Source organism: Cypionkella aquatica (assembly GCF_030161095.1).
Classification (GTDB): Bacteria; Pseudomonadota; Alphaproteobacteria; order Rhodobacterales; family Rhodobacteraceae; genus Cypionkella; species Cypionkella aquatica.
Window position 1 is genome coordinate 19,344 of sequence record NZ_BSPP01000007.1, and the last position, 15,146, is coordinate 34,489.

13 protein-coding genes and 1 riboswitch are annotated in these 15,146 nt (G+C 61.2%); of the genes, 10 read left to right on the forward strand and 3 right to left on the reverse strand.

The genetic code is table 11. The features are described 5' to 3' along the window. The first annotated feature begins 98 nt into the window (after window positions 1-98). From QQJ98_RS08710 to trxC, 10 genes are all read left to right on the forward strand, one after another. A complete protein-coding gene (locus QQJ98_RS08710) occupies window positions 99-2,189 on the forward strand; it encodes a PAS domain S-box protein (protein ID WP_284324948.1) in 2,091 nt (696 codons plus the stop codon). Beyond that, window positions 2,186-2,803, forward strand: a complete 618-nt coding sequence (locus QQJ98_RS08715; RefSeq protein WP_284324949.1) for a response regulator transcription factor — start codon at window positions 2,186-2,188, stop codon at window positions 2,801-2,803. The genes QQJ98_RS08710 and QQJ98_RS08715 overlap by 4 nt, the downstream gene beginning before the upstream one ends. A gap of 133 nt (window positions 2,804-2,936) precedes the next feature. Further along, complete coding sequence (locus tag QQJ98_RS08720) at window positions 2,937-4,295, forward strand: MATE family efflux transporter (protein WP_284324950.1); 1,359 nt, start codon at window positions 2,937-2,939, stop codon at window positions 4,293-4,295. A gap of 74 nt (window positions 4,296-4,369) precedes the next feature. After that, window positions 4,370-4,461, forward strand: a riboswitch (glycine riboswitch). 139 nt (window positions 4,462-4,600) lie between these two features. Continuing rightward, complete coding sequence (gcvT, locus tag QQJ98_RS08725; RefSeq protein WP_431307810.1) at window positions 4,601-5,737, forward strand: glycine cleavage system aminomethyltransferase GcvT; 1,137 nt, start codon at window positions 4,601-4,603, stop codon at window positions 5,735-5,737. A 9-nt stretch (window positions 5,738-5,746) separates the two neighbouring features. Further along, a complete protein-coding gene (gene gcvH, locus QQJ98_RS08730) occupies window positions 5,747-6,106 on the forward strand; it encodes a glycine cleavage system protein GcvH (protein WP_284324952.1) in 360 nt (119 codons plus the stop codon). A gap of 85 nt (window positions 6,107-6,191) precedes the next feature. After that, window positions 6,192-9,029: an aminomethyl-transferring glycine dehydrogenase gene (gene gcvP / locus QQJ98_RS08735; protein WP_284324953.1), complete on the forward strand. Its 2,838-nt coding sequence runs from the start codon at window positions 6,192-6,194 to the stop codon at window positions 9,027-9,029. Window positions 9,030-9,354: 325 nt separating this feature from the next. Next, the gene (locus QQJ98_RS08740) at window positions 9,355-10,080 is read left to right on the forward strand and encodes an AzlC family ABC transporter permease (protein WP_284324954.1); all 726 of its coding nucleotides are present in this window, start codon (window positions 9,355-9,357) and stop codon (window positions 10,078-10,080) included. Next, entirely contained in the window at window positions 10,070-10,384 is a 315-nt protein-coding gene (locus QQJ98_RS08745) for an AzlD domain-containing protein (RefSeq protein ID WP_284324955.1), read from the forward strand. Before QQJ98_RS08740 ends, QQJ98_RS08745 begins: the two co-directional genes overlap by 11 nt. A 74-nt stretch (window positions 10,385-10,458) precedes the next feature. Further along, window positions 10,459-10,779: a DUF3775 domain-containing protein gene (locus QQJ98_RS08750; protein WP_284324956.1), complete on the forward strand. Its 321-nt coding sequence runs from the start codon at window positions 10,459-10,461 to the stop codon at window positions 10,777-10,779. 3 nt (window positions 10,780-10,782) lie between these two features. Beyond that, window positions 10,783-11,220 (forward strand): thioredoxin TrxC, encoded by a 438-nt coding sequence (trxC, locus tag QQJ98_RS08755; protein WP_284324957.1) that lies wholly within the window; start codon window positions 10,783-10,785, stop codon window positions 11,218-11,220. Window positions 11,221-11,600: 380 nt separating this feature from the next. On the opposite strand, the gene rimO is transcribed toward trxC, so the two are convergent. From rimO to ppk2, 3 genes are all read right to left on the reverse strand, one after another. Then, on the reverse strand, window positions 11,601-12,995 hold the full coding sequence (rimO, locus tag QQJ98_RS08760; RefSeq protein ID WP_284324958.1) for a 30S ribosomal protein S12 methylthiotransferase RimO: 1,395 nt from the start codon (window positions 12,993-12,995) through the stop codon (window positions 11,601-11,603). A 125-nt stretch (window positions 12,996-13,120) separates the two neighbouring features. Further along, entirely contained in the window at window positions 13,121-13,810 is a 690-nt protein-coding gene (locus QQJ98_RS08765) for an endonuclease/exonuclease/phosphatase family protein (RefSeq protein WP_284325569.1), read from the reverse strand. Between the two features lie 413 nt (window positions 13,811-14,223). Next, on the reverse strand, window positions 14,224-15,141 hold the full coding sequence (gene ppk2, locus QQJ98_RS08770; protein WP_284324959.1) for a polyphosphate kinase 2: 918 nt from the start codon (window positions 15,139-15,141) through the stop codon (window positions 14,224-14,226). Between the last annotated feature and the right edge of the window lie 5 nt (window positions 15,142-15,146).

Sequence of the window (15,146 nt, forward strand, 5' to 3'; positions counted from 1 at the left end):
GTCAGGCCGCATCATGCCAACAATAGCGGCTTTGCACCATTGCCGATTTTCGTGATAGTGCAGAGCAACAGGGTTCCAGGTCAGGGCGGCAAAAGCCAATGCAACACGATGCGCTGCAAAGGGGAGCAAAGCCGCTGAGAGGCCAGAACGGTGCTGGTCAGACTGAGGTGGGCCACACTGACGTAGGCCAAAACAACAGCGCCTCTGCCCGCCTTGCGGCTGATCCGTGGACGCTGGGGGCCACGCCGCTTGCGCGCCGGGTTGATCTGTTGTCGCTGATCCCGCTGGTGGCCATCGTCACGCTGCTGATCCTTGTGGGCGCGCTGGTTTGGCTGGTCAACCGCACCGACGAGGATCGCGCCCGCACCAAACTGGCCACCGATGCGCTTTGGGTGGAGCAGACGCTGCGGTTTCAGCTTTCGGTCGATGAGGACATGCTGGTGCGGATGGCGTTGGAGGGGCTGAACACGCAGCGGCCCGCGCCAGCTGATGCCGTGGCCTCGGGCGGTGATATTCTTGAAAGCCGCGCAAGGCTGCATATCGCCGCCAACCCCGAAGTGCTGTCGGTGATCTGGTATGATGCGCAGGGCAATATCAGCCGCGCGGTGCCGGGCCGCTCCGCGCCATCGGATGCAGAGTTGATCCAGCGCTTGCTGCGCAACAAGACGGTGTCAAGCCGCCCGATCTATGGCCAGATTGCGGGCGCGCGGGTCAGTTTTGCGATGCGCCCGCAAGAGGATGGCGGCGCGGTCGCTGTGACGATTTCACTGCCTCTGATGTTGGAGCGTCATATCCCGTGGTGGATTGCCGAACAGTATTCGGTGCAGCTTGCGGCGTCGGATGGCACCACTTTGGCCGAACGCGCGCGGCGTGCGCCTGATGGCAACACCACCCCGCATAGCATCAGTTTTGATCCGCCCCTGCGCGGCACCACGCTGCAAATCAGCCCTTATGCGCCCTCGGCTGCCTTTGCCAACACCTTGATTTTGGCGGCGATTGCGGGGCTGACGGGCTTTGCCATTCTGGCCTTGCTGGCGCTTTACCGCAACGCCACCCGCCGCCGTCATGCCGAATTGCGCCTGCGCGGCGAGATGGCGTTTCGCCGCTCGATGGAGGACAGTCTGACGGTGGGCTTGCGGGCCAAGGACCACAATGGCCGCATCCTTTACGTCAATCAGGCGTTCTGCAATCTGGTTGGCTGGCCTGCCGAGACGCTGATCGGTCATGACGCGCCGATGCCGTATTGGGCGCCGGACCAGCTGACCGCGACCCTTGCACGCCACCGCGCCTTGGCGGAAGGCGGGGCCAAGGCGCAGGCGTTTGAAACCTATTTCCGCCGCAGCGATGGCAGCACGATTGACGTGCAGGTCTATGAAGCGCCGTTGATCGACGCTCAGGGCACCCATCGCGGCTGGATGGGGTCGGTGATTGACATCACAGATAGCAAACGCGCGGCAAAGCTGGCGCGGGCGCAGGATGAAAGTCTGGCGCGCACCGGGCGCTTGGTGACTTTGGGCGAGATGGCATCGACATTGGCGCACGAGCTGAACCAGCCGCTGTCGGCGATCGCAAGCTATGCCGCAGGCGGTCTGAATTTGTTGGAGCGCGGCCAGAGTGATCCTGCGATGCTGACCCAAGCGCTGGAGAAAATGCAGGTGCAGTCGCGCCGCGCGGGCCAGATCATTCGCGGTATTCAGGATTTCGTCAAGAAACGCGAGCCGCGTTTTGATGATGTGCAACTTTCTGATATTATTCGGGAAACCATCGGCTTTCTGGCCGCCACCGCGCGCGAGAACCAAGTGCAGATCAGCGCGGATCTCGCCCCGGTCGGCACCTTGCGCGCCGACCGTATCTTGCTGGAACAGGTGCTGATCAACCTGATCCGCAACGGCATCGAGGCGATGCAAAGCCAGCGCCACGGCGATCAGCTGACGGTTTCGCTGCGGCCAAAGGGCAATGGGGCGGTGATCGAGATTGCCGACCAAGGCAGCGGCATTGCACCTGAAATCGACGGGCATTTGTTTGATGCGTTCAGCTCGACCAAATCCGAAGGCATGGGGATGGGGTTGAACATTTGCCGCTCGATCATCGAGCTGCATCGCGGTCAGCTGACCCATCACGCCCGCCCGGGCGGCGGCACGATCTTTTCGGTCGTCCTTCCCGCCATTGCACAAGAGGAGGTGGCATGAGCGATTTTGCTTCGGGGGATGTGGCGCAGACGGGCCTTGTGCATATCGTGGATGATGAAGAAACCATCAGGGATTCGTTGCAATTCCTGTTTGCATCGCGCGGGATCGCGGCGCAGGTCTGGCCCTCGGGCGAGGCGTTCTTGCAGGCGAACCCCAGTGCCGCCTGCATCATTCTGGATGTGCGGATGGGTGGTTTGTCGGGGCCAGAGGTGTTTGATCAGCTGCGCGCGCAGGGGTCAGAGGCTCCGGTGATCTTTCTGACCGGACATGCGGATGTGCCGATTGCGGTGCAGGCGCTGAAAGCCGGGGCGTTTGATTTTGTCGAAAAGCCGTTCAACGACAATCAGATCGTTGATCTGGCCCTGAAGGCCATCGCCGCACATGCCGAACAGATGCAGAAATCGGGTGCGCGGCAGGATATTCAGCGGCGTCTGGATGCGCTGTCGGTGCGCGAGGCCGAGGTGATGCGGCTGATGTTGCAGGGGCAGTTGAACAAGCAGATCGCCGACATTCTGGGCATCGCGATGCGCACGGTCGAGGTGCATCGCAGTCGGGTCATGGCCAAGATGGGCGCGCGCAATGTGGCAGAGCTGGCGGCGGTGCTGAAGGATTAGCGGCGGGTTGCGTCGCATCTTGAACCTTTGCGGGCTTGGGTGCAAAGCTGGCGCTGCGCCGATGATGCGCTGATTTTCCGAGTATTCTTGCAGCAAAGGGCGACGGAAGGGCCACTTTCCGCGTGGGGCGTGTATGGCAGAGACAGAAGTGACAGGTGCTGGCGTGTCAGTGCCGAAATTCGTCGAGGGCAATCTTTTCCGCCATATCACGGTGATGTCGCTGACCAATTCGGTCGGGCTGATGGCGATCTTTGCCGTCGATCTGATCAATATGGTGTTTATTTCCATGTTGAATCAAGAGGATGTGACGGCAGCGGTCGGCTATGCCGGGGCGATCCTGTTCTTTACCACCTCTTTTGGCATCGGGCTGTCGATTGCGGTCTCGGCCTTGGTGGCGCGGGCGGTGGGGCAGCGCGATCTGGTGTTGGCGCGTGAAAAGGCCACCAATGGCATGATCCTTGGCATCGGCTTTGGCATTGTGTTTGCCGCCGTGGTCTGGGCGTTTTTGCCCGGCATTGTCAGTCTGCTGGGGGCCGAGGGGCGCACGCATGATCTGACCGTGCATTTTCTGCGCATCGTGATCCCGGCGCAGCCGTTTCTGATGGTGGGGATGATCGGCGGCGCGATCCTGCGCAGCCATGGCGATGCCCGGCGGGCGATGGCCTGCACGCTTTGGGGCGCGCTTGCCAATGCGATTTTGGACCCGATCCTGATTTTCGGCCTGCATCTGGATCTGACCGGGGCGGCGATTGCGTCGGTTGTGTCGCGGCTGGTGATTGCGGCCACGGTGTTGCAGCCGATCCTGCGCTATCATGGCGGCTTTGACAGACCCTCGGTGGCGGGGCTGAAGGCCGATCTGGCACCGATCTCGGCGATTGCCGGGCCTGCGATCCTGACGCAAGTGGCGACGCCTTTGGGGCAAGCCATGGTGACGCGGATGGTGTCGGGCTATGGCGAGGCCGCGGTGGCGGGGATGGCGATTGCGGGGCGGCTGACCCCGGTGGCTTTGGGGGTGATTTTTGCGCTATCCGGCGCGATTGGCCCGATTATCGGCCAGAATTACGGGGCAGGGCGGATGGACCGGGTGCGGCGGACGTTCCTTGATGGTCTTGTCTTTACCGCTATCGTTGTGGTGATCGTCACCGTGATCCTGTTCGCCCTGCGCGCGCCGATTGCGGATCTGTTCCACGCCCAAGGGGTGACGCGCGATCTGGTTTATCTGTTCTGCGGCCCGCTATGCCTGTTGTTTTTCTTTAACGGCGCGATCTTCATGGCCAATGCGGCGTGCAACAATCTGGGCCGCCCGCTGACCTCGACCCTGATCAACTGGGGCCGTCACACCATTGGCACGGTGCCGTTTGCATGGTGGTTTTCGCAGTATTGGGGCGCGTCTGGCGTGTTGATCGGGCAGGCGTTCGGCGGGGTGATCTTTGGCGTGCTGGGCGTCTGGCTGGCCTACCGGGTGATTTTGGCGACGCCTGCGCGGATTTAAGCGTGTCGCAAAATCATCGCATACCGTCGTATTCTTTTCACTTGCAAGCGCCACAGCCTCTGGGCTAGCTAAAGGTGTCAGGATCGGGAGAATCCAGCAGGAAACTTCTGGTGCCGAAGGAGCAACCGCCCCGGTAAACTCTCAGGCTCAAGGACCGTCTTGACAGACAGACTCTGGAGAGTGGTGCAGCAGCACCCGCCGAAGGGATAACGATCTCAGGCGCCCAAATCGGGTATAGACAGAGGGGGCATCGAGGGGTGGGGATTGGCCCGCCTGATCGATGCCGGATTCCGTTTCCGGCAGGTATGGAGGCGGCTTTGGCCGAAGAATTGTTTAGGTTGGGGTTGCACGATCTGCATGTCAGCTTGGGCGGCAAAATGGTGCCGTTCGCAGGCTATGAGATGCCAGTGCAATATCCCGCAGGCGTGATGAAGGAACATCTGCACACCCGCAGCGCGGCTGGTCTGTTTGATGTCAGCCATATGGGGCAGGTGATCTTGCGCCCGCGTGGCAGCTATGAAGCCTTGGCGCTGGCGTTTGAGACGCTGATGCCGGTTGATGTGCTGGGCGTGGCCGAGGGGCGTCAGCGCTATGGGCTGTTTACCAACGAAACCGGGGGCATCCTTGATGATCTGATGTTCGCCAATCGCGGCGATCATATTTTCGTCGTGGTCAATGCCGCCTGCAAATCCGCCGATCTTGCCCATATGCAGGCGCATCTTTCGGACGATGCCGAGGTGATCGCGGTCACGGATCGCGGCTTGCTGGCGCTGCAGGGGCCACTGGCCGAGGCGGCTTTGGCGCGTCTGATCCCCGGCGTGGCTGCGATGCGGTTCATGGATGTGGCGATCCTGCCGTGGCAGGGTGTGGATCTGTGGATCTCGCGCTCGGGCTATACCGGCGAGGACGGGTATGAGATTTCGGTGCCGGATGCCAGATTGCGCGGCTTTGCCGAGGCGCTGCTGGATCAGCCCGAGGTGATGCCGATTGGTCTGGGCGCGCGCGACAGCTTGCGGCTAGAGGCGGGGCTGTGCCTTTACGGCCATGACATCGACACCACCACCAGCCCGGTCGAGGCGGGGCTGACATGGGCGATCCAGAAAGCGCGGCGTGCGGGTGGCGCGCGGGCGGGCGGCTTCCCCGGTGCGGCGCGTATCTTGCAGGAATTGGCGGATGGCCCCGATCGCAAGCGCGTGGGTTTGCGCCCCGAGGGTCGCGCGCCAATGCGCGAGCATACCGATCTTTTCAGCCCAGATGGCACGCCTGTGGGCGAAGTCACCTCGGGCGGTTTTGGTCCCAGTGTCGGCGGGCCGATTGCGATAGGCTATGTGGCCCGCGCTTTTGCCACCCCCGACGCCGGGCTAGAGGGCGAAGTGCGCGGCAAGCGCCTGCCCGTCACCGTGGCTGATATGCCTTTCCATCCAACCACTTACAAACGCTAAAGGTCTGCTATGAAATATACCAAAGATCACGAATGGCTGCGCGTCGAGGGCGATGTTGTGGTGGTGGGCATCACAGAACATGCCGCCACTGCGCTGGGCGATGTGGTGTTTATCGAGCTTCCAGAGGTCGAAACCGTGGTCGCCGAGGGTGACGAGGTTTGCGTGATTGAAAGCGTCAAAGCCGCGTCGGATATTCTGGCGCCGTTGGATGGCGAGATCACCGAGATCAACACCAAGCTGGTCGATAACCCGTCCTTGGTGAACGAAGACCCGACCGGAGCGGCATGGTTTTTCAAGATCCGGATCGACGATATGTCGGTGCTGGATGCCTTGATGGATGAAGATGAATACAACGATTTGATCGGCTGACCGCCGCTTAAATCTGCGAATTTTCTGTGAAAATTCTGGCCTCCGAATTGTCGGGGGTTGGTTCTTGCACCCTGAGGGCAGCCAGATGACCTTTACCCCCGTTGACTATAACCCCTACGATTTCGCCAACCGCCGCCATATTGGCCCCTCGCCGTCCGAGATGGAGGCGATGTTGAAAGCGGTCGGCGTCGCCAGCCTTGACGCGCTGATGGATGAAACCGTGCCCGCCTCGATCCGCCAAAGCATCCCGTTGGGTTGGGCGCCGCTGTCGGAACATGACCTTTTGGCGCGGATGCGCGCGGTGGCCGGACGCAACAAGGTGATGACCAGCCTGATCGGGCAGGGGTATTACGGCACCGTCACACCGCCCGCCATCCAGCGCAATATTCTGGAAAATCCGGCGTGGTACACGGCCTACACCCCCTACCAGCCCGAGATCGCGCAGGGGCGGCTTGAGGCGCTTTTGAACTATCAAACCATGGTCGCCGATCTGACCGGGTTGCCGTTCGCCAATGCCTCGCTTTTGGACGAGGCGACGGCGGCGGCAGAAGCGATGACGATGGCCGAGCGGGTCGCCAAATCAAAGGCGCGGGCGTTTTTTGTCGATGAGAATTGTCATCCGCAAACCATCGGCGTGATCCAGACCCGCGCGCAGGCTTTGGGGATCGAGGTGATCGTCGGCGATCCTGATGCGATGCAGCCGGGCGCGGTGTTCGGCGCGATTTTCCAGTATCCCGGCACTTGGGGCCATGTGCGCGATCTGACCCCATGGATCGACGCCCTGCACGCGGCCAAGGCTGTCGCTGTGGTGGCGACCGATCTGCTGGCCCTGTGCATGCTGCGCGAACCGGGGGCGATGGGGGCGGATATTGCGGTCGGGTCAAGCCAGCGCTTTGGCGTGCCGATGGGCTATGGCGGCCCGCACGCCGCGTTCTTCGCCTGCAAGGATGAACACAAACGCCAGATGCCGGGGCGGATAGTCGGGGTGTCGATCGACAGCCACGGCAACAAGGCCTACCGGCTGTCCCTGCAAACCCGCGAGCAGCATATCCGGCGCGAAAAGGCGACCAGCAACGTCTGCACGGCACAGGCTTTGCTGGCCGTGATGGCCAGCATGTATGCGGTGTTCCACGGGCCAAAGGGGCTGCGCGCGATTTCCGAACGTGTCCATTCCTTGACCGTCCGCTTGGCGAAAGCGCTGCGCGATGCGGGTGCCAGCCTGCCGCAAAAGCAGTTTTTCGACACGATCACCGTTGAGGTTGGCGTGGGGCAGGCCGGGATTCTGGCGGCGGCGCGGTTGGAGGGGCTGAACTTCCGCAAGGTGGGCCGCGATCACGTCGGTATTTCGCTGGACGAGACCAGCAACGAAGATGTGCTGCGCCGCGTGCTGCGGGCGTTCGGGATTCAGGATGCGCCGCCCGCCAAGGCGGAGCTGGGTTTTGCCGAAGATATGCTGCGGCAGACCGACTATCTGACGCATCCGGTGTTCCACATGAACCGCGCGGAATCCGAGATGATGCGCTACATGCGCCGTCTGTCCGACCGTGATCTGGCCTTGGATCGCGCGATGATCCCCTTGGGGTCTTGCACAATGAAGCTGAACGCGGCGGCCGAAATGATGCCAATCACCTGGCCCGAGTTTGGCAGCCTGCACCCGTTCATTCCCGCCGATCAGGCGTTGGGGTATCGCGAGGCGATTGAAGATCTGTCGCACAAGCTGTGCGAGATCACCGGCTATGACGCGTTTTCCATGCAGCCCAACTCGGGCGCGCAGGGCGAGTATGCGGGCCTTCTGACCATCGCGGCCTACCACCGCGCACGCGGTGAGGCCCATCGCAATATCTGTCTGATCCCGGTTTCGGCGCATGGCACCAACCCGGCCTCTGCGCAGATGGCGGGGATGGAGGTTGTGGTCGTCAAAGCCATGCCGAATGGCGATGTCGATGTCGAAGATTTCCGCGCCAAGGCGACGGCAGCGGGCGGCAACCTTGCAGCGTGCATGATCACTTACCCCAGCACGCATGGGGTGTTTGAAGAAACCGTGCGGGATATTTGCAAGATCACCCATGAATTTGGCGGGCAGGTCTACCTCGACGGTGCCAATATGAACGCGCTGGTGGGGTTGGTCAAACCCGGCGAGATCGGCTCGGATGTCAGCCACCTCAACCTGCACAAAACCTTCGCGATCCCGCATGGCGGCGGCGGGCCGGGGATGGGGCCGATTGGCGTGAAAGCCCATCTTGCGCCCTATCTGCCCGGCCATTCCGAGACGGGGGGTAACGGCGCGGTTTCGGCGGCACCTTATGGCTCGGCCTCGATCCTGCTGATCTCTTGGGCCTATTGTCTGATGATGGGCGGTGAGGGGCTGACGCAGGCGACGCGGGTGGCGATCTTGAACGCCAATTATATCGCGGCACGGCTGAAAGGGGCCTATCCGATCCTGTTCATGGGCAACAAAGGCCGTGTGGCGCATGAATGTATTCTGGATACCCGGCCCTTTGCCGAGGTGGGCGTTACGGTCGATGACATCGCAAAACGGCTGATTGATAACGGCTTCCATGCCCCCACCATGTCTTGGCCAGTGACGGGCACCTTGATGGTGGAGCCTACGGAATCGGAAACCAAGGCCGAGATTGACCGCTTTATCACGGCGTTGCTGGCGATCCGCGCCGAGATCAAAGCGGTTGAGGATGGTGAGATCACAGCCGAGGACAGCCCGCTGCGCTTTGCCCCGCATACGGTCGAAGATCTGGTCGCCGACTGGACCCGGAAATACCCGCGCGAGCAGGGGTGCTTCCCGCCGGGGGCGTTCCGGGTGGATAAATATTGGCCGCCGATTGGCCGGGTTGATAACGTCTATGGCGACCGGAATCTGATCTGCATCTGCCCGCCCTTGGAAAGCTATATGGAGGCCGCAGAGTGATGGTCCCAACTCGGGACCGTTTTGGATCCTTTGTTATCAACGCCTTAAGGGTGTCGATTTAAGGATATGTTAAGAATTGGCCCCGCCCATGATGGGCGGGGCCATTTGTTTGGCACCAAGACCCAAACCGATAGAACAGCCTGCGCGGCAGCGGTTTCCGGCCTTTGGGCCCAAGCCTTTGGGCGTTCAGCAAAGGGTGCTGTGGCGCAAATCGCGGTTTGAAAATCGGGCCCTTATGGCAGGCGGATGCGCCGGGATTTCACGCTCGGGTCGCCTGAAAAAGCGACACGTTGACCAAATCCGCCGAACCGCATAGCACTGCGACATGCAAGTTGATCCCCCCAAATCCAGTCTCCCCAAATCCAGCTTCACCGCAGGCGTTGTCACCGCCTTGCCCATCGCTTTGGGCTATTTCCCCATCGCGTTTTCCTTTGGCGTTGCGGCCACGCGGGCTGGCCTGACCGGACCCGAGGCCTTTGGGCTGTCGCTGATCATCTATGCGGGGGCGGCGCAGTTTCTGGCGCTGGCGCTGATCACGGGCGGCGCGCCAGTGCTGGTGTCGGCCTTCACGCTGGTCGCGATGAACATTCGCCATGTGTTGTATGGCCCGGCACTGATCAAGCGGGTGGGGCCAGCGGCACGCACCAAGCACGCTTGGGCTTGGGCCTTTGGCCTGACGGATGAGGTGTTTGGCGCGGCCTTGGGGGCTTTGGCGCGGGGCAAGGTGGCGTTTTCGGAAGCCTTCATGTTCGGGTTGGGCCTTGCGGCCTATGGATCGTGGCTGGCGGGCACGGCTTTGGGGGCATTTGCGGGCGGGGCTGCGCTGCAGAACTATCCGGTGATTGATGCGGCGCTGGGCTTTATGTTGCCTGCGCTGTTTCTGGCGCTGCTGCTGTCGATCCTGTCGCGCGCGCAACTGCCGGTGATTGCGGTGGCGATGGTGGCGACGGTTGCGGTGACGCTGGCTTGGTCTGGCACGGCGGGGATTCTGGCCGGGATGATCGCGGGTGCGGTGTCTGGGCTTTTGGTGAGGCGCGGCGATGCGGTTTGAGATTTTAGCGCTGGCGTTGATCGTCGGGGGCTGCACTTGGGCGTTCCGGTTTTTCCCGACCAAGGCCGATCTGTCGGGGATCAAACCCGACGGGATTTTGGCACGGTTTCTGGCCTCGACCGGGCCTGCGGCGATTGCGACGTTGTTCGTGGCCTCGGCGCTGCCGATGCTGACGGCGGATGTGCCGGTGCCGTTGGGGCTTGGCACGGCGGCGGTGCTGGCGGTGTTTGCGTCGACGCGTTCGGTGGTGATGGCGACTTTGGCAGGCTCGGTCGGCTATGGTTTGGCGGTTTGGCTGCTTTAGGGCATAGTCGTGGCGGGTGTCGGGAACCATTGCGCCGCGCTTGCGGTTAACCCCGACAGATACAGGAGACGAAAATGTTGGAAATTACCCCGGCGAAAGTGGTGGAAGTGATTTTTCTGTCGCGCGAAACCACGGCTTCGGCTGAGGCCGAGTTGCGCGGGCTTTTCGCGGCGATGAACGTCGATGAACGCGCGCATCTGACGGCGCTGGCTTGGGTCGGGCGTGGGACGTATTCATCCGATGAATTTGGCCAGGCCGTGGTGGTGGCAGAGGTTGAGGCTTCGGCCCCGACGGCGGAATATCTGCTGGGCATGACTGATCTTGCCGAGAACCTTGAGGCCGGGCTAGAGGCGATGGGTATTGATGTAACCGCCGAGGAAGAGGATTTGCTGTAAGCCATGGCGGATGCGGTCAAGCTGAGTTGTGCCACCTGCGGCCAGATGAACCGCGTGGCGGTGGATCGACTGGCGGCGGGGCCGAAATGCGGGGCCTGTGGCGATCCGCTGGCGGATGGCCTGGTGATCGAGTTGGATGCAAGCGCGCATGACAAGGCGACGCGGGGCGATGATTTGCCGCTGCTGGTGGATTACTGGGCGCCATGGTGTGGGCCATGCCGGGCGATGGCACCAGAATTTGTCAAGGCTGCCAAGGTGTTGCAGGGCCGCGCGCGTCTGGCCAAGCTGAACACCGAAGACAATCCGCAGATCGCGCAGCGGGCGCGGATACAGGGGATTCCGGCGCTGGTGCTGTATCGGCGCGGCCGCGAGGTGGCACGACTGGCAGGGGCGCGTCCGGCCAGTGACATCGTGGTCTTTGTGCAAGGCCATCTGTCTTAGCGGCTTATCTCGCCACCTTGTGCGAAAATAGCCAGGTCTTTAATGGCTAGGTCTTTGCTGGGGCGCATCATGTATCCTGCTTGGCAAGGAGTATGCGGCGCGGGGTGCGCATGATGCAGCGAAAGCGCTGCGATTTGGCGTTCAACTTTTGCCAAATGCGCGGCCGACCACAAGATGTTGTGGAAATCACAGCAAAAATCGCAGAAAAACACAAGTCTGTCCCCGCTGGGACAGATTTTGCGCATTTTGCCCGAGGTGCTGGCAGGGCCGCGCGCCAGCAATCCGCAGACCTATCGACGCCCAGACCTAACCCGCCCCGGACTTGATCCGGGGCCTTAGGCGACCACGAGGCCCCGGATCAAGTCCGGGGCGGCTTGGGATCAGACCCGGCTGCCCCACAGATCATATTCGCCAGCTTCTTCCACCGTCACCGTCACCATATCGCCGGGGGCAAGGCCCTCAAACCCTTCGTCGATGAACAGATTGCCGTCAATTTCAGGCGCATCGGCCATGGTGCGGCAGGTCGCCCCTTCGTCGTCAACCTCATCGACGATGACCTGAAGGGTGTGACCGACTTTCGCTTCAAGCTTGGCCTCGGAAATGGCCTGCGCCTTTTCCATGAAGCGATCCCAGCGTTCCTGCTTGACCTCGTCCGGGACATGATCGGGCAGATCATTGCTGCGCGCGCCCGCGACGTTTTCATACTGAAAACAGCCGACGCGGTCGAGTTGTGCTTCGTCCATCCAATCCAGCAGGGTCTGGAATTCGGCCTCGGTTTCGCCCGGATAGCCGACGATGAAGGTGCTGCGCAGGGTGATATCGGGGCAAACGCTGCGCCATGCCGCGATTTCATCCAGCGTCTTGGCGGCGGCAGCAGGGCGGGCCATGCGCCTCAAGACGCCCGGGTCGGCATGTTGGAACGGGATGTCGAGGTAAGGCAGGATCAGCCCCTCGGCCATCAGCGGGATCAGTTGGCGCACATGCGGATAGGGATAGACGTAATGCAGGCGGACCCAAGGTTTTGTCTCGCCCCCCAACTGCCCCATCGCGCGGGCAAGGTCGGTGATATGAGCGCGCACCTCGCCGCCTTTCCACGGGGAAAGGTCGTGCTTGCGGTCAACGCCGTAGGCCGAGGTGTCTTGCGAAATCACCAGCAGTTCGCGCACGCCCGCCTCGACCAGCTTTTCAGCCTCGCGCAGGATCGCATGGGCGGGGCGGGATTGCAGCAGGCCGCGCATGTCGGGGATGATGCAGAATTTGCATTTGTGGTTACAGCCCTCGGAAATCTTGAGGTAGCTGTAGTGGCGCGGGGTGAGGGAAACGGCGCTGGCGGGCAAAAGGTCAATGAACGGATCGGGCTTGGCGGGCACGGCTTTGTGGACGGCATCCAGGACCGCTTCGTATTGATGCGGGCCCGTCACCGCCAGCACGCGTGGATGCGCGCCGGTGATATAGGCGGGTTCCGCGCCGAGGCAGCCGGTGACGATGACGCGGCCGTTTTCTTGCAAGGCCTCACCAATCGCCTCGAGGGATTCTGCCTTGGCTGAATCGAGAAAGCCGCAGGTGTTGACGATGACGGCATCGGCGCCCTTGTAATCGGGGCTGATCGCGTAGCCTTCGGCGCGCAGGCGGGTGAGGATACGCTCAGAGTCCACGAGGGCCTTCGGGCAGCCGAGGGAGACCATGCCGATGGTCGGCTGGCCGGGTCTGATCGGTTCGCTGAAACTGGGTTTCGGGGCGAGGTCGGGGCGGAGATTGGGCGGATTTTGCGACATGGGAAGGGGTATACAGGGAAACGCTGCGCGGTGGTAGGGGGCCTGTCCACGCGTGGACAGGGGGGGCGGATGTGGGATTTCAAGGAGATAGGAGGAGGTCGGCAAGGGGTTTCGAGGTGGGGTGCTCAAGTCAGTGTCAGATCAGCGACAACCGGCATATGATCGCTATGTTCAAGCCATTGATCAGGCGACCCTATTTCACAATGTTGAGTGGCCCAGCCGCGCCCATGAAAAATATAGTCGATATGGTATGGCTTTTGGCCGCTGCGGTGTAGGTAAAAGCTTGGGTGGATTTCAGCGCCTTGCAAGACTGCGTGTTGATGGTGGTAGGCGCTGGTCAGCCCGCTCTCGTTCAAAATCTTAACGCTAGCGCTGTGGTTCCAAACCCGATTGGGACGATCCCAGATCGCGCTGCTGTTCATATCGCCGAGAAAAATGCAAAGCGGATCGGAAAGCCAATCGGGCGGTGGCGAGAGATAGCTGTGGGTTTGGCCGCAGTAGTGCAGGCTTCCGTCATGTGCTTTATGCGCCCACACACCGCAGACTGTGATTTCCCCAATTCGGACCGGCAAAAAGAACCTTTGGCTTTGAACTGAGGCAAGTTTTGTCAGTCCCCTGTCGGTTCTGGAGAAAACTCCGAGCCCCTTATTGGCAGAATGGCCTATCCAAGCGTAATTTTGGCCTGCCCATTTTCGATAAGCATTATCTTTGCTTTGTGCGGGATCGTTGCATTCCTGAATTACCAAAACATCGGCGGCAAATTGTTCAAGATGGGTATACTTGCGCCAAAACCCGCCATTGCAGTTCCAAGTCACAATCCGCAAACGAAGGTTTTCCTTTTATGAAGTCTTCCTATCACGATCACTTTATGACGAGACCTTCAAAAGACCCGATGGGATGGCAAGGTGCAAGCACTTGCTCGATTTGGCCGCAGACAAATCGGGCCGCGCCTGCCTGCCCTCGGCAGGCGCGTTACCGCGCCAGCCCAGACAGGCGCGGCCCGATTGCTCGCGTTTGGCTTGCTGCAGAACACCCCTTGCGCGACGGCTTTCAGCCTTACGCGCAATGAACCGGAAAACTCTGCCCTGCAGAGTTTTCTTTCGGTTCGGATGACAAAATATTGAAGCATTTGATCAAGAGCCTCGCCGCCCCGGACTTGATCCGGGGCCTCTGCTCAGGCCATGAGGCCCCGGATCAAGTCCGGGGCGGCGGGGGATTGGGGCTGGTGTCAGTATTTTCCCGGCACATACAGTTCCGGCGGCAGCACGGCGCGTTCGTATTGCGGGTTGAACACGCGGTTTGGCAGGGTCACGTCGTCGTGCGGCACCGGCTCGTAGGGGAATTGTTGCAGCAAATGGTCGATGCAGTTCAGGCGGGCGCGTTTTTTATCGTTGCCTTCAACGATATACCACGGCGCTTCGGGGATGTTGGTGCGGGCCATCATCTCTTCTTTCGCCTTGGTGTAATCTTCCCACCGCACGCGCGATTGCAGATCCATCGGCGAGAGTTTCCACTGCTTCATCGGATCATGAATCCGCATCAGAAACCGCATTTGCTGTTCTTCGTCGGTGATCGAGAACCAGTATTTGATCACGGTAATCCCTGAACGCACCAGCATGCGTTCAAATTCCGGCACGTCGTGGAAGAATTGCTCGACCTGATCTTCATTGGCAAAGCCCATCACGCGCTCAACGCCTGCGCGGTTATACCATGAGCGGTCGAACAGCACGATTTCGCCGCCTGCGGGCAGGTGGGGGACGTAGCGTTGGAAATACCACTGGGTCTTTTCTCGATCCGAGGGCGCGGGCAGGGCCACCACCCGCACGACGCGGGGGTTAAGCCGCTGGCTGATGCGTTTGATCACGCCGCCTTTGCCCGCCGAATCGCGGCCCTCGAACAGAACGACGACCTTTTTCTTGTGGTAAGACACCCAGTCTTGCAGCTTGATCAGTTCGGATTGCAGGCGGATCAGCGATTGGAAATAGACATGACGGTCGATGCCGTCGGGGTGTTTGTCTTTGTAAATCTTGGAGATTTCGAGAGACAGCTGGGCGTCTTCCATCTCAATCTCGTATTGCTCGTCAAAGGCGTCGGTCAGTTCGGCTTCCAGCCAGTCGAGGGCTTGCGGGGTGGGGGTGTTGGTCATGCTGG